This window comes from Streptomyces sp. NPDC102451 (assembly GCF_044765485.1).
Lineage (GTDB): Bacteria > Actinomycetota > Actinomycetes > Streptomycetales > Streptomycetaceae > Streptomyces.
The window spans coordinates 478,185-491,371 of sequence record NZ_JBIWKD010000001.1; the positions used below are offsets into that span (position 1 = coordinate 478,185).

14 protein-coding genes are annotated in these 13,187 nt (G+C 58.1%); 9 read left to right on the forward strand and 5 right to left on the reverse strand.

The annotated features are described in order from the left end of the window. Positions 1-47: 47 nt before the first annotated feature. The 8 genes from ACIRD8_RS02310 (at position 48) to ACIRD8_RS02345 (ending at position 7,513) form a co-directional block, all read left to right on the forward strand. Positions 48-1,715 (forward strand): hypothetical protein, encoded by a 1,668-nt coding sequence (locus ACIRD8_RS02310; protein ID WP_403985104.1) that lies wholly within the window; start codon positions 48-50, stop codon positions 1,713-1,715. A 119-nt stretch (positions 1,716-1,834) separates the two neighbouring features. Next, positions 1,835-3,259, forward strand: a complete 1,425-nt coding sequence (locus tag ACIRD8_RS02315) for a phage portal protein (protein WP_403985106.1) — start codon at positions 1,835-1,837, stop codon at positions 3,257-3,259. Beyond that, positions 3,256-3,420 (forward strand): hypothetical protein, encoded by a 165-nt coding sequence (locus tag ACIRD8_RS02320; protein WP_403985108.1) that lies wholly within the window; start codon positions 3,256-3,258, stop codon positions 3,418-3,420. The genes ACIRD8_RS02315 and ACIRD8_RS02320 overlap by 4 nt, the downstream gene beginning before the upstream one ends. After that, positions 3,420-3,809, forward strand: coding sequence for a phage scaffolding protein (locus ACIRD8_RS02325; RefSeq protein WP_403985110.1), 390 nt, complete (start codon positions 3,420-3,422; stop codon positions 3,807-3,809). The genes ACIRD8_RS02320 and ACIRD8_RS02325 overlap by 1 nt, the downstream gene beginning before the upstream one ends. Positions 3,810-3,953: 144 nt before the next feature. After that, positions 3,954-4,853: a phage major capsid protein gene (locus tag ACIRD8_RS02330; protein WP_403985112.1), complete on the forward strand. Its 900-nt coding sequence runs from the start codon at positions 3,954-3,956 to the stop codon at positions 4,851-4,853. Between the two features lie 547 nt (positions 4,854-5,400). After that, positions 5,401-6,351, forward strand: coding sequence for a LamG domain-containing protein (locus ACIRD8_RS02335; RefSeq protein WP_403985114.1), 951 nt, complete (start codon positions 5,401-5,403; stop codon positions 6,349-6,351). Then, positions 6,348-6,668, forward strand: a complete 321-nt coding sequence (locus ACIRD8_RS02340) for a hypothetical protein (protein ID WP_391603428.1) — start codon at positions 6,348-6,350, stop codon at positions 6,666-6,668. The genes ACIRD8_RS02335 and ACIRD8_RS02340 overlap by 4 nt, the downstream gene beginning before the upstream one ends. Positions 6,669-7,108: 440 nt before the next feature. Beyond that, positions 7,109-7,513, forward strand: coding sequence for a hypothetical protein (locus ACIRD8_RS02345; protein WP_403985116.1), 405 nt, complete (start codon positions 7,109-7,111; stop codon positions 7,511-7,513). Between the two features lie 154 nt (positions 7,514-7,667). Here ACIRD8_RS02345 and glnA read toward each other — a convergent pair whose 3' ends face one another. Next, positions 7,668-9,077, reverse strand: coding sequence for a type I glutamate--ammonia ligase (gene glnA / locus ACIRD8_RS02350; protein ID WP_403985118.1), 1,410 nt, complete (start codon positions 9,075-9,077; stop codon positions 7,668-7,670). Positions 9,078-9,299: 222 nt separating this feature from the next. Here glnA and ACIRD8_RS02355 point away from each other — a divergent pair, with 222 nt between their 5' ends. Beyond that, positions 9,300-9,767: an RDD family protein gene (locus ACIRD8_RS02355; protein ID WP_099176330.1), complete on the forward strand. Its 468-nt coding sequence runs from the start codon at positions 9,300-9,302 to the stop codon at positions 9,765-9,767. A 91-nt stretch (positions 9,768-9,858) separates the two neighbouring features. Here ACIRD8_RS02355 and ACIRD8_RS02360 read toward each other — a convergent pair whose 3' ends face one another. The 4 genes from ACIRD8_RS02360 to lipB all read right to left on the reverse strand — a co-directional run bounded on the left by ACIRD8_RS02360 (position 9,859) and on the right by lipB (position 12,968). After that, complete coding sequence (locus tag ACIRD8_RS02360) at positions 9,859-10,566, reverse strand: DUF4191 domain-containing protein (RefSeq protein WP_124276851.1); 708 nt, start codon at positions 10,564-10,566, stop codon at positions 9,859-9,861. 30 nt (positions 10,567-10,596) lie between these two features. Beyond that, positions 10,597-10,797, reverse strand: coding sequence for a hypothetical protein (locus ACIRD8_RS02365; protein ID WP_099176328.1), 201 nt, complete (start codon positions 10,795-10,797; stop codon positions 10,597-10,599). Between the two features lie 269 nt (positions 10,798-11,066). Continuing rightward, positions 11,067-12,035 (reverse strand): lipoyl synthase, encoded by a 969-nt coding sequence (gene lipA / locus ACIRD8_RS02370; protein WP_403985120.1) that lies wholly within the window; start codon positions 12,033-12,035, stop codon positions 11,067-11,069. A 123-nt stretch (positions 12,036-12,158) separates the two neighbouring features. Next, positions 12,159-12,968: a lipoyl(octanoyl) transferase LipB gene (lipB, locus tag ACIRD8_RS02375; protein ID WP_403985122.1), complete on the reverse strand. Its 810-nt coding sequence runs from the start codon at positions 12,966-12,968 to the stop codon at positions 12,159-12,161. Positions 12,969-13,187 lie beyond the last annotated feature (219 nt).

The following is a 13,187-nucleotide window of genomic DNA, read 5'->3' on the forward strand; positions in this document are numbered from 1 at the left end:
ATTGACCAGCGGGTTTCTAGAAGAAGGGATAAACCAGGACAAACACTATGAAGATTGAAGAATACATTGCAGGACTCCCAAAGGAGGTAGTACAGGACCTAGCTACACGAGAAGGCAGGATTAGACAGACAAAGAACAATCCACTTCTCTTTGCCATTCTGTACATGCGGCATCACATCACTAATGAAGCCGGGGTTATCAGCCTTAGTGAATTCCATTTGGCTCTGTGTGAATACGCTAAGGCTTGGGTTGATAAGCCAAGGAAGGAAAGAGAAAGCCGGGACTCATTCATTGCCCCAAGGAATGGAGGCAAGAGCACATGGCTATTCACCATCCTTCCTATGTGGGGCGCAGCACACGGACACATCACGTTCGTTGCTGCCTTTGCCGACTCAGCAGCACAGGCAGAGGAGCACCTACAGACGTTCAAGACAGAGCTAGAGAACAACAAGGCACTACGGCAAGACTTCCCCGACCTGTGCACTCCTCTTGTCGGTAAGCGCAAGAACACTGCGATTGCTCAGAGCAGAGACCAAATCCGGCAGGCTAATGGATTCATCTTTGTTGCTAAGGGTGCGGACTCAAAGACTCTGGGACTAAAGATTGATAACGTGCGTCCCAATCTCATTCTCTTTGATGACATTGAGCCTCAAGAGGCTAACTATTCAGAGAATGAGGCTATTAAGCGTAGGGGCACCGTTCTCAATGCCATTCTTCCAATGAACATTTATGCCCGTGTGGTATTTGCTGGAACTACCACAATGCCGGGAAGTGTCATTGACCAAATGAGAATGGTTGAGGAAAAGGCTAGGGAATGGCAGGAATCTGAATTCCCCGGAATTCCTGGTGAATTTGAGGGGCATCATAAAAGCGGTACTAAAGTAATTCGCTCAGAATTGCCTATATCTACAACCCTTTCAAATACAGAAAATTTGAAAAAGTTGGACCCTGAGTTTTACGACTCTCTGGACCCTGATTTGCGTTGGGTGCTCGATGAGAACATTAGGGTTCATTACTTCCCGGCAATCGTTAAGGGTGAGGACGGCTCAGAGCGTTCTCTTTGGCCTGAGTTCTGGTCTATGGAGTTCTTGGACTCTATCCGGGGCACTCGTTCTTTTCAGATGAACTTTATGAACCGGCCGGTCTCTCTTGATGCTGCCTATTGGCAGGACAAGGATATTCAGATTGGTAAGCCTGCCGGTTATGGAAACACTCTCTTGGTTGTTGACCCTGCGGTTACTACCAAGAAGAGAAGCGACTACACAGGAATTGCGGTTATCTCCCGTGGCTTGGATGAGAACGGGAAGCCTCAGGAAGCCTTGTACGTGCGTTACGCCGAACAGCACAAGGTAAGTCCCGGTCCAGAGCTGCGAGACCTTGTGACAAGCCTCTGTGAGCGCTACGGGGCCAAGGTTGTCTATGTGGAGTCCAACCAGGGTGGCGACGTATGGAAATCTGTCTTTGACGGGATTCCGGCAAAGCTCCGCCTAGAGAGAGCGGTAGGAGCAAAGGAGCTAAGGGCAACTCACGCTCTTGACTTCTACCAGCGGGGAAAGGTCTTCCATGAAGCCCATTTCGACACGCTGACAACACAGATGTATGCGTTCCCTAAGGTCCAGAAAGACGACGTTGTGGACGCTGTTTGTTCCGGAGTTCTGTACTTCTTCGGTAAGCCTCAAGTGCAGGTAAGCATTAAAGCTCAGAGTTACATCTGAGATTGAATGGAGTTGGGCTCGGAATTGTTTATCCAATATCCGAGCCGGCTCGGACCACTAATTGCAATTAGAAAGGAAATGACTTATACTCAGGTATAAGGAGTTAATAACACACACAAATGACAGACCTAACCATCGCGGTTAAGGAGATTCTTGATAGGAGAAACGACTACGAAACCGCAGAAGATTACTACTACGGTAGAGCTGAAGAGGTATTCACCTCCAAGGCTGCCTATAAGGCCCTAAAGGATACAGCCGGGGAATTCCGACTTAACTTTGCGGCTGTCCCCGTAGACACAGTAAATAACCGCCTAGAGATTACCTCTGTGTCCGCCGTTTCAGAGAACGCCGGGCAGTATCTCGACAGAGTTTGGGCTACTGATGAGCTACAGCTAGACATTGCTCAGGTCCATAAGAACGCTCTGATTTATGGCGACGCCTATCTAATGGTTCTGCCTGATGGGGATTCCCTACAGGTGCATTACAACTCCCCAAAGACCACCATCGTTATTTACGATGAGGAAAACCCTAAGCTAATGCGCTATGCCGCTAAGGTTTGGGAAATCACGGTCGATACAAACGGGAAGCGAGAGACACGCACTCGCGTCAATCTCTATTACCCGGACCGCTGGGAAAAGTACATCAGCCTTAACAAGAAGCTGACCACTAATCCTCAGCCGTCAGAGTTCAAGCCTTATGTAGATGAGTACACCGACGCTAACGGCGTTATGGCTAATCCTTTGAAGCAGAAGGTTATTCCGGTCTTCCATTTCCGTACGGAGATGCCAGAGGGTACGCCGGAACACATTAGGGCCTATGGTCCCCAGGATGCCATTAACAAGTTCGTTGTAACTCAAATGGCAGCCAACGACTTCCACGGATTCCCGCAGCGTTGGGCACTTACTCAAGAGGGCTCATCAGAAAACGCGGACTTTGATGATGATTCAGAGACAGTTGATGTAGCTAATCAGCCTGGCTCTCTGGCCGTTCTCAAGGGAATCAAGGCAGTCGGAGAATTCAACTCCGCTGACCCATCAACGTTTATTGAGCCTATGCGGGTCAATATCCGCGCAATGGCTACTGTCACTGCTACACCTTTGCATTACTTCGAGCCAACAGGAAATGTGCCATCCGGTGAGGCTCTAAGAGTTGCTGAGGCTCCGCTAGTGAAGAAGACAAAGATGCGTCAGTTGTCCTTTGGTTCGACATGGCGAAAGGTCTTCTCATTCATCCTTGAGGCACAGGGAATGAAGGAAGACGTACAGGTTCATTGGCGCGCAGTGGAAACGTTCGACACAAAGGAAGCGTGGGAGATTGCCTATAAGAAGCAACAGGCCGGATTGCCATTCGAACAGCGAATGTACGAGATGGGTTACGACAAGGCTCTAGTTGACCAGTGGGCAGCGACAGCAGCTCTCAGGGCTCAGGAAGCCGCTAGGGGCGGCTCTGAGGGCCGTACAGGAGTCGAGACGACGCCGGTACAGCCTGCCGACACAGCAGCCCTTGAGACAGGCTCAGAGGCCGGGGAACAGAAGGCTGCATGAACGAGGAAGTAGAAGCACGTATTAGGGAGCTGCAAGCAGAGCTGAATAAGAAGCGTCTTCTTGATGAGCTACAGCTAGCAGCGAACAGATTTGAAACATTGGGTTACACAGTAACCATTTCCATTACAGAGAACACTACCGAGACGGAGGAAAAGAAATAATGGAAGACACGACAGAGAAGACTAACGATATTGCGGCTATGGAGTCCGCCTTGAAGAAGGCAAACGGAGAGGCAGCGCATTACCGCAATGAGAGAAACACCTTTAGAGACATGGCTATTGGTCTCAAGGCCGAAAGGACGCTTTCAGAGGCCGGTATCAATAACCCAAAGGTTCGCAAGTTGCTGAACCTCTCAGAGATTACCGTGACGGAATCCGGAGAGCTTGAGGGACTGACAGACCAGATTGATTCTCTGAAGGAAGATTTCCCAGAGCTATTTGGTGCGGGAAAGCCCAACGGCATTAGCGGTGCGGACGCCTCAGACAAGAGGGAAACAAGTCCTACAAAGAGCAGCGCAGAAAAGCTAGTTGCGGGTTATCTAAAGCACTAATCGAAGAATTCTGAATTCCCGAGCCGGCTCGGGTTTATCAGGAATAACTGAATAACAATTGAATTAGGTGTCTGTGAGCACCTACCGGATATCTCCTAGGAGGTGTTCCGGACAACTAAATAAATATCAGGAGAATAACTAAAAATGGCTAGAGTTAATGCCGATGCTTGGGTACCGGAGGAGTATGGTTCCGAAGTTCTAAACCGAGTGCTTCAGTCTTCAGCGATTGAGGCCGTTGCCCGTCACTATGTAATGGGCAGCAACATTACTGAGGTTCCCCGCGCGGGTGCCGCTGCAACAACCGTTGTGGCAAAGGGTGGAGCGTATGTTGACGACAACCCAACGCTAGACAATGTCGAGCTAAAGGCCGTCAAGTTCACGAACGCTCTCGTTGTTGCTGAGGAAGACCTAGAGGATGCCAACGTTGACATCATCGCTTCTCATCAGCTTGAGGTAGCTACCGCTTATGCAACTCACCTTGACGTTGCTTGCCTTGGTACTACAGCAAATGCAAACCTTGGAACTGTTCCATTCACCTCTGTTTACAAGGCGACTGGTTCAGGTCAGAAGATTGGTGTTACCGCAGCTACTTACGCGGCCCTTTCTGACACTCTCGCACTTGTTGAGGGTGGCGCATTCTGGAATGACGCTGACACTGTTGTAATTGCACACCCTAAGTTCAAGTCTGTACTTCGTGGAATCGTTGATTCAAATGGTCGTCCAATCTTCGTTGAGGGTCTTGCCGGAACTCCGTCAACTCTCTTCGGATATCAGGTCAACTTCTCATTTGGCGCTATCACGTCTGCTACCGCTTCAAGTGCCCCAGGTGGCGCGGGTGGAGCTGCGGGCGCGGCCGGTAACCCTCTTCTTGTAGCGGGTAACCGACAGCACCTAATTCTTGGTGACCGTACGCCAATGGAGTACCGCCTAGTTGAGGAAGCCGGAGCGCGTACAGATGAGCCTTTGCTCAAGATGCGTACCCGTAAGGGCTTCGCAGTTGGTCAGCCTTCAGCGTTCGGAATTCTGGAGCTAACCAAGTCCTGAGCCCCGCTTAGGACCGATTGAAAGGGGTGAGGTTTTCGAGCCTCACCCCTTCTCTCATGAAAGGAGCATGAACAATGACTATTAGTTGGTACGGCCCTGCCATTGGCAAGGCACTAAGCAAGCAGATTGATTTGGTCAACGACACAATCAAGGTGGCTTTGGTAACCGGTAGCTATACGCCTAACCGTGACACTCATGATGAGTGGGCGGATGTCTCTACCTATGAAATGTCAGGTACGGGATATACGGCGGGCGGTAAGGCTCTCACGTCTAAGACTTGGACTTACTCCAACGCTAATGACGCTTGGACCTTTGATGCTGCGGACGTTACTTGGCCTTCCATTACGGCATCCTTCCGATACGTGGTTATCTATGACGACACCGTTTCGGGAAAGCCTCTCCTTGGAATCCTGGACTTTGGCTCTACTCAGTCGGCTACGAATCAAGACATGACAATCAAGTGGGAATACTTCTACCAGGACCCCGAGTCTTCAGCAATTACAACGGATTCTGGAATCCTCCGAGCAACGGTATAAGGGGGTGAATCATGGCTTACTCAGATGTGGTGCTAGCGGATAGCCCCTCAATCTATTTCAAGCTCGATGAGGCTTCCGGCAACCTTGCTAATGCTGGCTCTCTAGGTGGCTCAGCTTCTTATGGTGGTGCCATCACAAGAGGGCAGCCGGGAATTCCGGGCGGCTCTGATAGTGCTTTGGCTTTCGGTAATACCGCTTTGGCTTATGCGAGATACAGCGTTGCCCCCTCTTTGTTCAACGGAACCTATTCAATCGAAACATGGTTCAAGACGACTAAGACGGATGGCACTATCTGTATCTATACAAGGTCCCCGTATTTCTACTTGAGCACTAACGGTTCTGGAAAGCTGTACTTTGTGGCAAACGATGGACAGTCACCCGGAATCAATCTCACGTCATCAGCAACGGTGACAGATGGCAATTGGCATCATGCCGTTGTCGTCATCAGAGATAGCGGAACCAATCGCCTGTATCTCGATGGGGTACAGGTGGCAAGCAATACGGTAAGCCCTGGCACTTCTAGCACTAGCGGAAATCTAGAGCTTAGCTATGCCTCTGGCTCTTATGCCTTGAACGGAACGCTTGATGAGTTCGCCGTTTATTCGTCGGCTCTCTCAAGCACTCGGGTTTTGGCTCACTACAACTCAGGCGCAACCGCGCCGGGGGTCGAGAAGGTGCTAGAGGCCGGTTCTCCGGGCCTAGCAGCGTTCCGGGGCACCCTGGGAGCCTCACTGTCGTTTGAGGCCCCTGTGATTCCTCCTGTGGCGCTTCAAGCGGGTGTCCCTGGTGTAGCTGCCTTTTCGGGGGCTATGGGAGCAACCATTGAATTGGTTGACGGGCCTACGTACACAGAGCTAGCTATGACGCTCGCTCGCAAAAGGGCAATCCTCACCCTTGGCTCTAATGAGATTCCTCTAGAGCTACCGAGGAAGATTCTACGAACGGAGATTGAAGGTAAATGAGCCTGACTTATGTAACCGGGCAAATCCCGGTTGAGCCTCTTCTCATTCCTGTACAGGATGAGAACGGCAATGCGCGTGACTTGTCTGCCTATACCGGCGCGGCTTTGCTTGTGTCCGGTCCCGATGGTGTTTTGCGTACCGGAGGAACAGCAGCAATCACAGATGAGGAGAACGGCACGGTTACTTATGAGTGGCCCGCTACTTCCCTCTTTGATGTTCCGGGAGACTACCGAATTGCTTTGAAGCTTTCGGCAGGCTCAGGAGCGGATTACACAACACCCCTGCGAGTAGTAGTGGTGCCAGGATTGGAGGACTAAAGAATAGTGTTCGCAACAGTTGATGACGTTTACGAAATCGCGGGGGTTTCCGTTGACCTAGCTACCTTGAAGAAGGCTCAGGCAATCATTGAAACAGCTAGCGGAAGACTAGCGGAACTAGTAACCAACGAAACGGATATTCTTTGGCTACGAAAGGCAGTCGCTTACCAGTGTGCCTATATGGAAGAGGACCCAACATCTGTATTTGAGCAGCCGAATCTAGAGTCTTACTCTCATGGTGATGACAAGATGGTTGTTGGCAATAAGGATGTTTGGTTGGCTCCGCTAGCTCAAAAGGCTATCGGGAATGTGTCATGGCGTAAGAGCCGAATGCTTCAGTTTGCCCCGATGGATTACCGCAAGGAGCTAAAGAGGCAGAACCGCGAGACTCGCAGAATGCGGGGCAAGTGGGGGTGGCACATCCTGTGAGAGTTATGGCAATGAAGCGCTATGAAATGCGCGCTGACATCTATACACAGTATTTCGGAGAACAGAACGAAAGTGGTTCCATCCCGGTTTACTGGGACTATGAGAATCCGAGAGGCGTAAGAGCTACTGGCGGTTCTGCTAGGACATGGCAGTCAATTGAACAGTGGTTGCCTGACAGGAAGGGATTCGGAAGTAGCTACTACAACGAAAACTGGATTCAGTTGTTCATGCCTTACCGTCCTCTCTTGACCGCAAGGGTAGGTAACATCAGGAACAAGGCAGGGGAAATCCTCTATGCCGAGTCTGACGGTAAGCCCACCATCTTTGATATCAGGGGTGTCTTTCCTCAGATTGATTTGAACGGCAAGACTATTGACTATCAAGTGGTAGCGGCTAGAAGTTCTCTACAGCCATAACGAGAAAGGACCCTCACCAATCCCGGTAAGGGTCCTTCTCTGCTTTGCCTTAATAGCGGCTGGCTTATCGGGCCAATTACTCAACTTGACAGGGCTGATAGTATCTGTCCCTGACAGCGTGCATGAGTAGAACTGCTACTAAGACACAAAGCAATTAAATGTCGAAGTACAGCTCGAACTCGTGCGGGTGCGGGCGCAGCTGGATCGGGGCGATCTCGTGCGTGCGCTTGTAGTCGATCCACGTCTCGATCAGGTCGGGCGTGAAGACACCGCCGGCCTGGAGGTACTCGTGGTCGGCCTCCAGGGCGTCGAGGACCGCCGGGAGCGAGGTCGGGACCTGCTGGACGCTCGCGTGCTCCTCGGGGGCCAGCTCGTAGAGGTCCTTGTCGATCGGCTCCGGCGGCTCGATCTTGTTCTTGACACCGTCCAGGCCGGCCATCAGCAGGGCCGAGAACGCCAGGTACGGGTTGGAGGACGGGTCCGGGGCGCGGAACTCGACGCGCTTCGCCTTCGGGTTGGAGCCCGTGATCGGGATACGCATCGCGGCGGAGCGGTTGCGCTGCGAGTACACCATGTTGACCGGCGCCTCGAAGCCCGGGACCAGGCGGTGGTACGAGTTCACCGTCGGGTTGGTGAAGGCCAGCAGCGACGGGGCGTGCTTCAGGATGCCGCCGATGTAGTAGCGCGCCATGTCCGAGAGGCCCGCGTAACCCTGCTCGTCGTAGAACAGCGGCGAGCCGCCGGACCACAGGGACTGGTGGACGTGCATGCCCGAGCCGTTGTCACCGAAGATCGGCTTCGGCATGAAGGTCGCGGTCTTGCCGTTGCGCCAGGCGACGTTCTTCACGATGTACTTGAAGAGCATCAGGTCGTCGGCCGCGGCGAGCAGCGTGTTGAACTTGTAGTTGATCTCGGCCTGGCCGGCGGTGCCGACCTCGTGGTGCTGGCGCTCGACCTGGAGGCCGTTCTTGTCCAGCTCCATGGAGATCTCGGCGCGCAGGTCGGCGAAGTGGTCGACCGGCGGCGTCGGGAAGTAGCCGCCCTTGTAGCGGACCTTGTAACCGCGGTTGTTCTCGACCGCACCGGTGTTCCAGGCGCCGGCCTCGGAGTCGATGTGGTAGAAGCTCTCGTTCGCCGACGTCTGGAAGCGGACGTTGTCGAAGACGTAGAACTCGGCCTCGGGGCCGAAGTACGCGGTGTCGGCGATACCGGTCGAGGCGAGGTACGCCTCGGCCTTCTTGGCCACGTTCCGCGGGTCACGGCTGTACTGCTCGCCGGTGATCGGGTCGTGGATGAAGAAGTTGACGTTCACCGTCTTGTCGCGGCGGAACGGGTCGACACGGGCCGTGGACAGGTCCGCACGGAGCGCCATGTCCGACTCGTGGATGGCCTGGAAGCCGCGGATCGACGAGCCGTCGAAAGCCAGTTCATCGGCCGGGTCGAAGGTCGCCGCAGGGATCGTGAAGTGCTGCATCACACCCGGCAGGTCGCAGAACCGGACGTCGATGAACTTGACGTCGTTGTCGGCGATGTACTTCTGGACTTCGTCGGCGTTCTGGAACATCCAACTCCTCCTACTCCCGACCCGGGAACGGGCGGGGTTGCAGCTCGTCTGTGTGGCCAGTGCGGTGGCACACGCTGGACCCGACCATAGGCAGACAGGATTTCTCCAGCATGACCCATTTGTTTCGCACAAGTTAACCAGGGCGCCGGTGGTCAGCACCTCGGCGACGTGTTCGGTGCCCCGCCCGGCCGGGTACAAACGTGGGCGCAGTACCGTGGTCGGGTGGACAACAGGCAAGCAATCGGATCGTGGCTCTCGGGGCCCCGCGCGGCCGCCGAGGAGATGGGCGCCGACTTCGGTTACCGGGGCGAGCGCCTCGGTCTGCCCCAGGAAGGCCCGGGGTCCGTGGCCCCGCTCGGCCGGCGTTTCGGGGCCCTTTTCATCGACTGGGCCGCCTGCATGCTGATCGCATACGGGCTGATCGCTCGCGGTGACCAGCAGGCGGCGGGAAACTGGGCGCTCGGCGTCTTCCTCGTGCTGAGCCTGCTCACGGTCGGGACCGTCGGCTCCACCCCGGGCAAGCGGATCATGGGGCTGCGGGTCGTCGCCGAGGACGGCGGGCGGCTCGGCACCGTGCGGGTCGTCCTGCGGACGGTGCTGCTGCTCCTGGTGATCCCGGCCATCGTCTGGGACCGCGACAGCCGCGGCCTCCACGACCGGCTGGCCCGCGCCGTCCAGGTCCGCATCTGAGCCGTACGGGCAACAGAGGACGGACAGAGACCAGAAGAGCGGCCCCGGACGCGTACGTCGTCCGGGGCCGCTCTCCTGCGTACGTGCTCGGTCAGCGCATCTTTCCGCCGCGCGGCATCCGCATGCCCTTCGGCATCGGGCCCTTCGGCAGCGGCATGTTGCTCATCAGGTCGCCCATCGCCCGGAGCCGGTCGTTGGCGGCGGTCACCTGCGGGCCGGTCAGGACCCGCGGAAGCTTCAGCATCGTGGTGCGCACCTTCTTCAGCGGCACCTGGCCCTCGCCGTCACCGACGATGATGTCGTGCACCGGTACGTCGACGACGATGCGGGCCATCCGCTTCTTCTCGGCCGCCAGCAGGCTCTTCACCCGGTTCGGGTTGCCCTCCGCCACCAGGACGATGCCGGCCTTGCCGACCGCCCGGTGGACGACGTCCTGGCTGCGGTTCATCGCGACGGCCGGGGTCGTGGTCCAGCCACGGCCCACCCGGTCCAGCACCGCCGCGGCCGCGCCCGGCTGGCCCTCCATCTGTCCGAAGGCCGCACGCTCGGCACGCCGTCCGAAGATGATCGCCATCGCGAGGAAGGCCAGGACGAAGCCCAGGATGCCCGCGTAGACGGGGTGACCGATCAGGAAACCGATCGCGAGGAGGACACCGAAGGTGACGATTCCCACACCCGCGACGACGAGACCCACCTTGGGGTCCGACCGCCTGGTCATCTTGTAGGTCAGGGCGATCTGCTTGAGCCGCCCCGCGTTCTCGGCGCTGTCCGCGCCTTCAGTGTTTGCCTTCCTCGCCATGTAGCGAAGTTTACGTGGCCCCGGAGCGACCTAGGAACGGTGGTCGGCCACGGCCTTCAGCACATGCTCCGCCTCGACCCGGTCCTGTGCCCTGCGGCGGTCCTCCAGGACGGCCGTCCAGGCGTTGCGGCGGGCGGTGCGCTGGCCGCTGCTCATCAGCAGCGACTCGACCGCGCGGAGCGCGGTGGTGACGGTCGGGATGGCGTTGGCTCGTACCGGTGCGGCATGCATCGTGGGTGTTCCCCCTCGGAGCGGATGCGCGCGCCCGGCGCGCACTGAGTAGCGGGAAGCAATGACGACGGCGGCTGCGGAGCCACCGCGTATGTACCTAGGGTCACTGCTCGGTGTTACCAGTGCATGACCGGTCGGTCAAACACCAATGAAACTCTGATTTCGGCGGCGCGCACGCCGACGCGGCCCATACGGGCCCCCTGCCTGCGGGGGACGTACGGGCCGCGTCGTTGCGGGCGTTGACGCTCAGTAGCTCCTTGTGCGCCGATTCACACGGCCGGTGCGGCCGAGGCGGTCGCACCGCGCCGCTCCATCGCCTGCTGGAAGAGGCGTCCCGCGCGGTACGAGGAACGCACCAGCGGGCCGGACATGACGCCCGAGTAACCGATCGCGTCGGCCTCGTCCTTCAGCTCGACGAACTCCTGCGGCTTCACCCAGCGCTCGACCGGATGGTGCCGCGCAGAGGGCCGCAGGTACTGCGTAATCGTGATGAGCTCGCAACCCGCGTCGTACAGGTCCTGGAGCGCCTCGCTGACCTCCTCGCGGGTCTCGCCCATGCCGAGGATCAGGTTGGACTTCGTCACCAGACCGGCCTCGCGGGCCCGCGTGATGACCTCCAGGGAGCGCTCGTAGCGGAAGCCGGGGCGGATCCGCTTGAAGATCCGCGGCACCGTCTCGACGTTGTGCGCGAGCACCTGGGGGCGCGAGGAGAAGACCTCGGCGAGCTGCTCGGGCTCCGCGTTGAAGTCGGGGATCAGCAGCTCCACCTTGGTGGCGCCGGCCTCCCGCTCCGCGGTCTGGGCGTGGATCTGGCGCACGGTCTCCGCGTACAGCCACGCGCCGCCGTCGTCCAGGTCGTCGCGTGCGACGCCGGTGATCGTGGCGTAGTTCAGGTCCATCGTCACGACGGACTCGCCCACGCGGCGCGGCTCGTCACGGTCCAGCGCCTGCGGCTTCCCCGTGTCGATCTGGCAGAAGTCGCAGCGCCGGGTGCACTGGTCGCCGCCGATGAGGAACGTCGCCTCGCGGTCCTCCCAGCACTCGTAGATGTTCGGACAGCCGGCCTCCTGGCACACGGTGTGCAGTCCCTCGCCCTTCACGAGCGCCTGCATCTTCGTGTACTCGGGGCCCATCTTCGCCCGGGTTTTGATCCACTCGGGCTTGCGCTCGATGGGGGTCTGGCTGTTTCGGACCTCCAGGCGCAGCATCTTGCGCCCGTCGGGTGCGACACCGGACACTCCGGCACCCCTTTGCTTTCGCTGCATTGGATTCTTCGGCGAACACCAGGGTACGCCCGTGGTTAGAACGGCCTTGCGTCTGGCCAACCTGTGGCCGAGGGGGCCTATTCCCTACGGCCTCCCCTATGCGGAGGCGGCCGGCTCCTTCGGCGCGATGACGCGGGGCGCGAGGTCCGCGTTCTCCAGGACGTCCCGCAGGTGTCCCTCGACGACCGGGAGCACGTCGTCGATCGTGACCTCGCGGCCCAGCTCGTACGAGAGCGAGGTCACGCCCGCGTCCCGGATCCCGCAGGGCACGATCCGGTCGAACGAGGTGTTGTCCGGGTTCACGTTCAGGGAGAAGCCGTGCATGGTGACCCCCTTGGCGACCCGGATGCCGATCGCGGCCAGCTTGCGGTCCTCGCGGCGCTGTCCGGCGTTGGACGGCGCGTACTCGGGGCCGTTCAGCCGGGCATCGAACTCCTCGTCGTGCAGCCGGGGGTCGAAGTCGAGGGAGAGCCCGCCGAGCGCGGGACGGTCCTCGACCGGGTCGCCGAGGACCCAGACACCGCTGCGGCCCTCGACCCGGCTGGTCTCCACGCCGAACTCCGCGGCCGTGAGGATCAGGGCGTCCTCCAGGCGGCGGACGTGGGCGACCACGTCCACCGGGCGGGGCAGCTTGAGGATCGGGTAGCCGATGAGCTGTCCCGGGCCGTGCCAGGTGATCTTCCCGCCGCGGTCGACGTCGATGACGGGGGTGCCGTCCAGAGGGCGCTCGCTCTCCGTCGTGCGCCTCCCCGCCGTGTAGACGGACGGGTGCTCGAGGAGCAGGCAGGTGTCGGGGACGGTGTCCTCGAACCGGGCGGCATGCACCTCGCGCTGCTTCTGCCAGGCCTCCTGGTAGTCGACTCGTTCCTCACCGAATCCCAGACGGACGAACCGCAGCTCACTCACTCGGGTGCCTCCCTACTCGCGGTGCCGGAGGACCGGGGGGTGTCCCCGGAGCCACGTCACCATGCACTGATGTGCGCCCTGAGCCACTGTACGACCGCTCCGGAGGGCGGAGTCCGGCAGGTTACGGACGGGGCGCCGCCCGTCAGCGATCGGACAATCCTCACACGATCGGATGAACGTGGAGCGAAGGCCGTCGCCACCGCCGCCGGGGCGGTTAAG

What these genes read in the sequence shown, in the direction of transcription:
- ACIRD8_RS02345 (WP_403985116.1), top strand. Translation starts at nt 7,109, where the DNA reads ATGAAGCGCTATGAAATGCGCGCTGACATCTATACACAGTATTTCGGA.
- ACIRD8_RS02340 (WP_391603428.1), top strand. Translation starts at nt 6,348, where the DNA reads ATGAGCCTGACTTATGTAACCGGGCAAATCCCGGTTGAGCCTCTTCTC.
- ACIRD8_RS02360 (WP_124276851.1), bottom strand. Translation starts at nt 10,566, where the DNA reads ATGGCGAGGAAGGCAAACACTGAAGGCGCGGACAGCGCCGAGAACGCG.
- ACIRD8_RS02325 (WP_403985110.1), top strand. Translation starts at nt 3,420, where the DNA reads ATGGAAGACACGACAGAGAAGACTAACGATATTGCGGCTATGGAGTCC.
- ACIRD8_RS02320 (WP_403985108.1), top strand. Translation starts at nt 3,256, where the DNA reads ATGAACGAGGAAGTAGAAGCACGTATTAGGGAGCTGCAAGCAGAGCTG.
- ACIRD8_RS02335 (WP_403985114.1), top strand. Translation starts at nt 5,401, where the DNA reads ATGGCTTACTCAGATGTGGTGCTAGCGGATAGCCCCTCAATCTATTTC.
- ACIRD8_RS02315 (WP_403985106.1), top strand. Translation starts at nt 1,835, where the DNA reads ATGACAGACCTAACCATCGCGGTTAAGGAGATTCTTGATAGGAGAAAC.
- ACIRD8_RS02365 (WP_099176328.1), bottom strand. Translation starts at nt 10,797, where the DNA reads ATGCATGCCGCACCGGTACGAGCCAACGCCATCCCGACCGTCACCACC.
- ACIRD8_RS02330 (WP_403985112.1), top strand. Translation starts at nt 3,954, where the DNA reads ATGGCTAGAGTTAATGCCGATGCTTGGGTACCGGAGGAGTATGGTTCC.
- glnA (WP_403985118.1), bottom strand. Translation starts at nt 9,077, where the DNA reads ATGTTCCAGAACGCCGACGAAGTCCAGAAGTACATCGCCGACAACGAC.
- ACIRD8_RS02310 (WP_403985104.1), top strand. Translation starts at nt 48, where the DNA reads ATGAAGATTGAAGAATACATTGCAGGACTCCCAAAGGAGGTAGTACAG.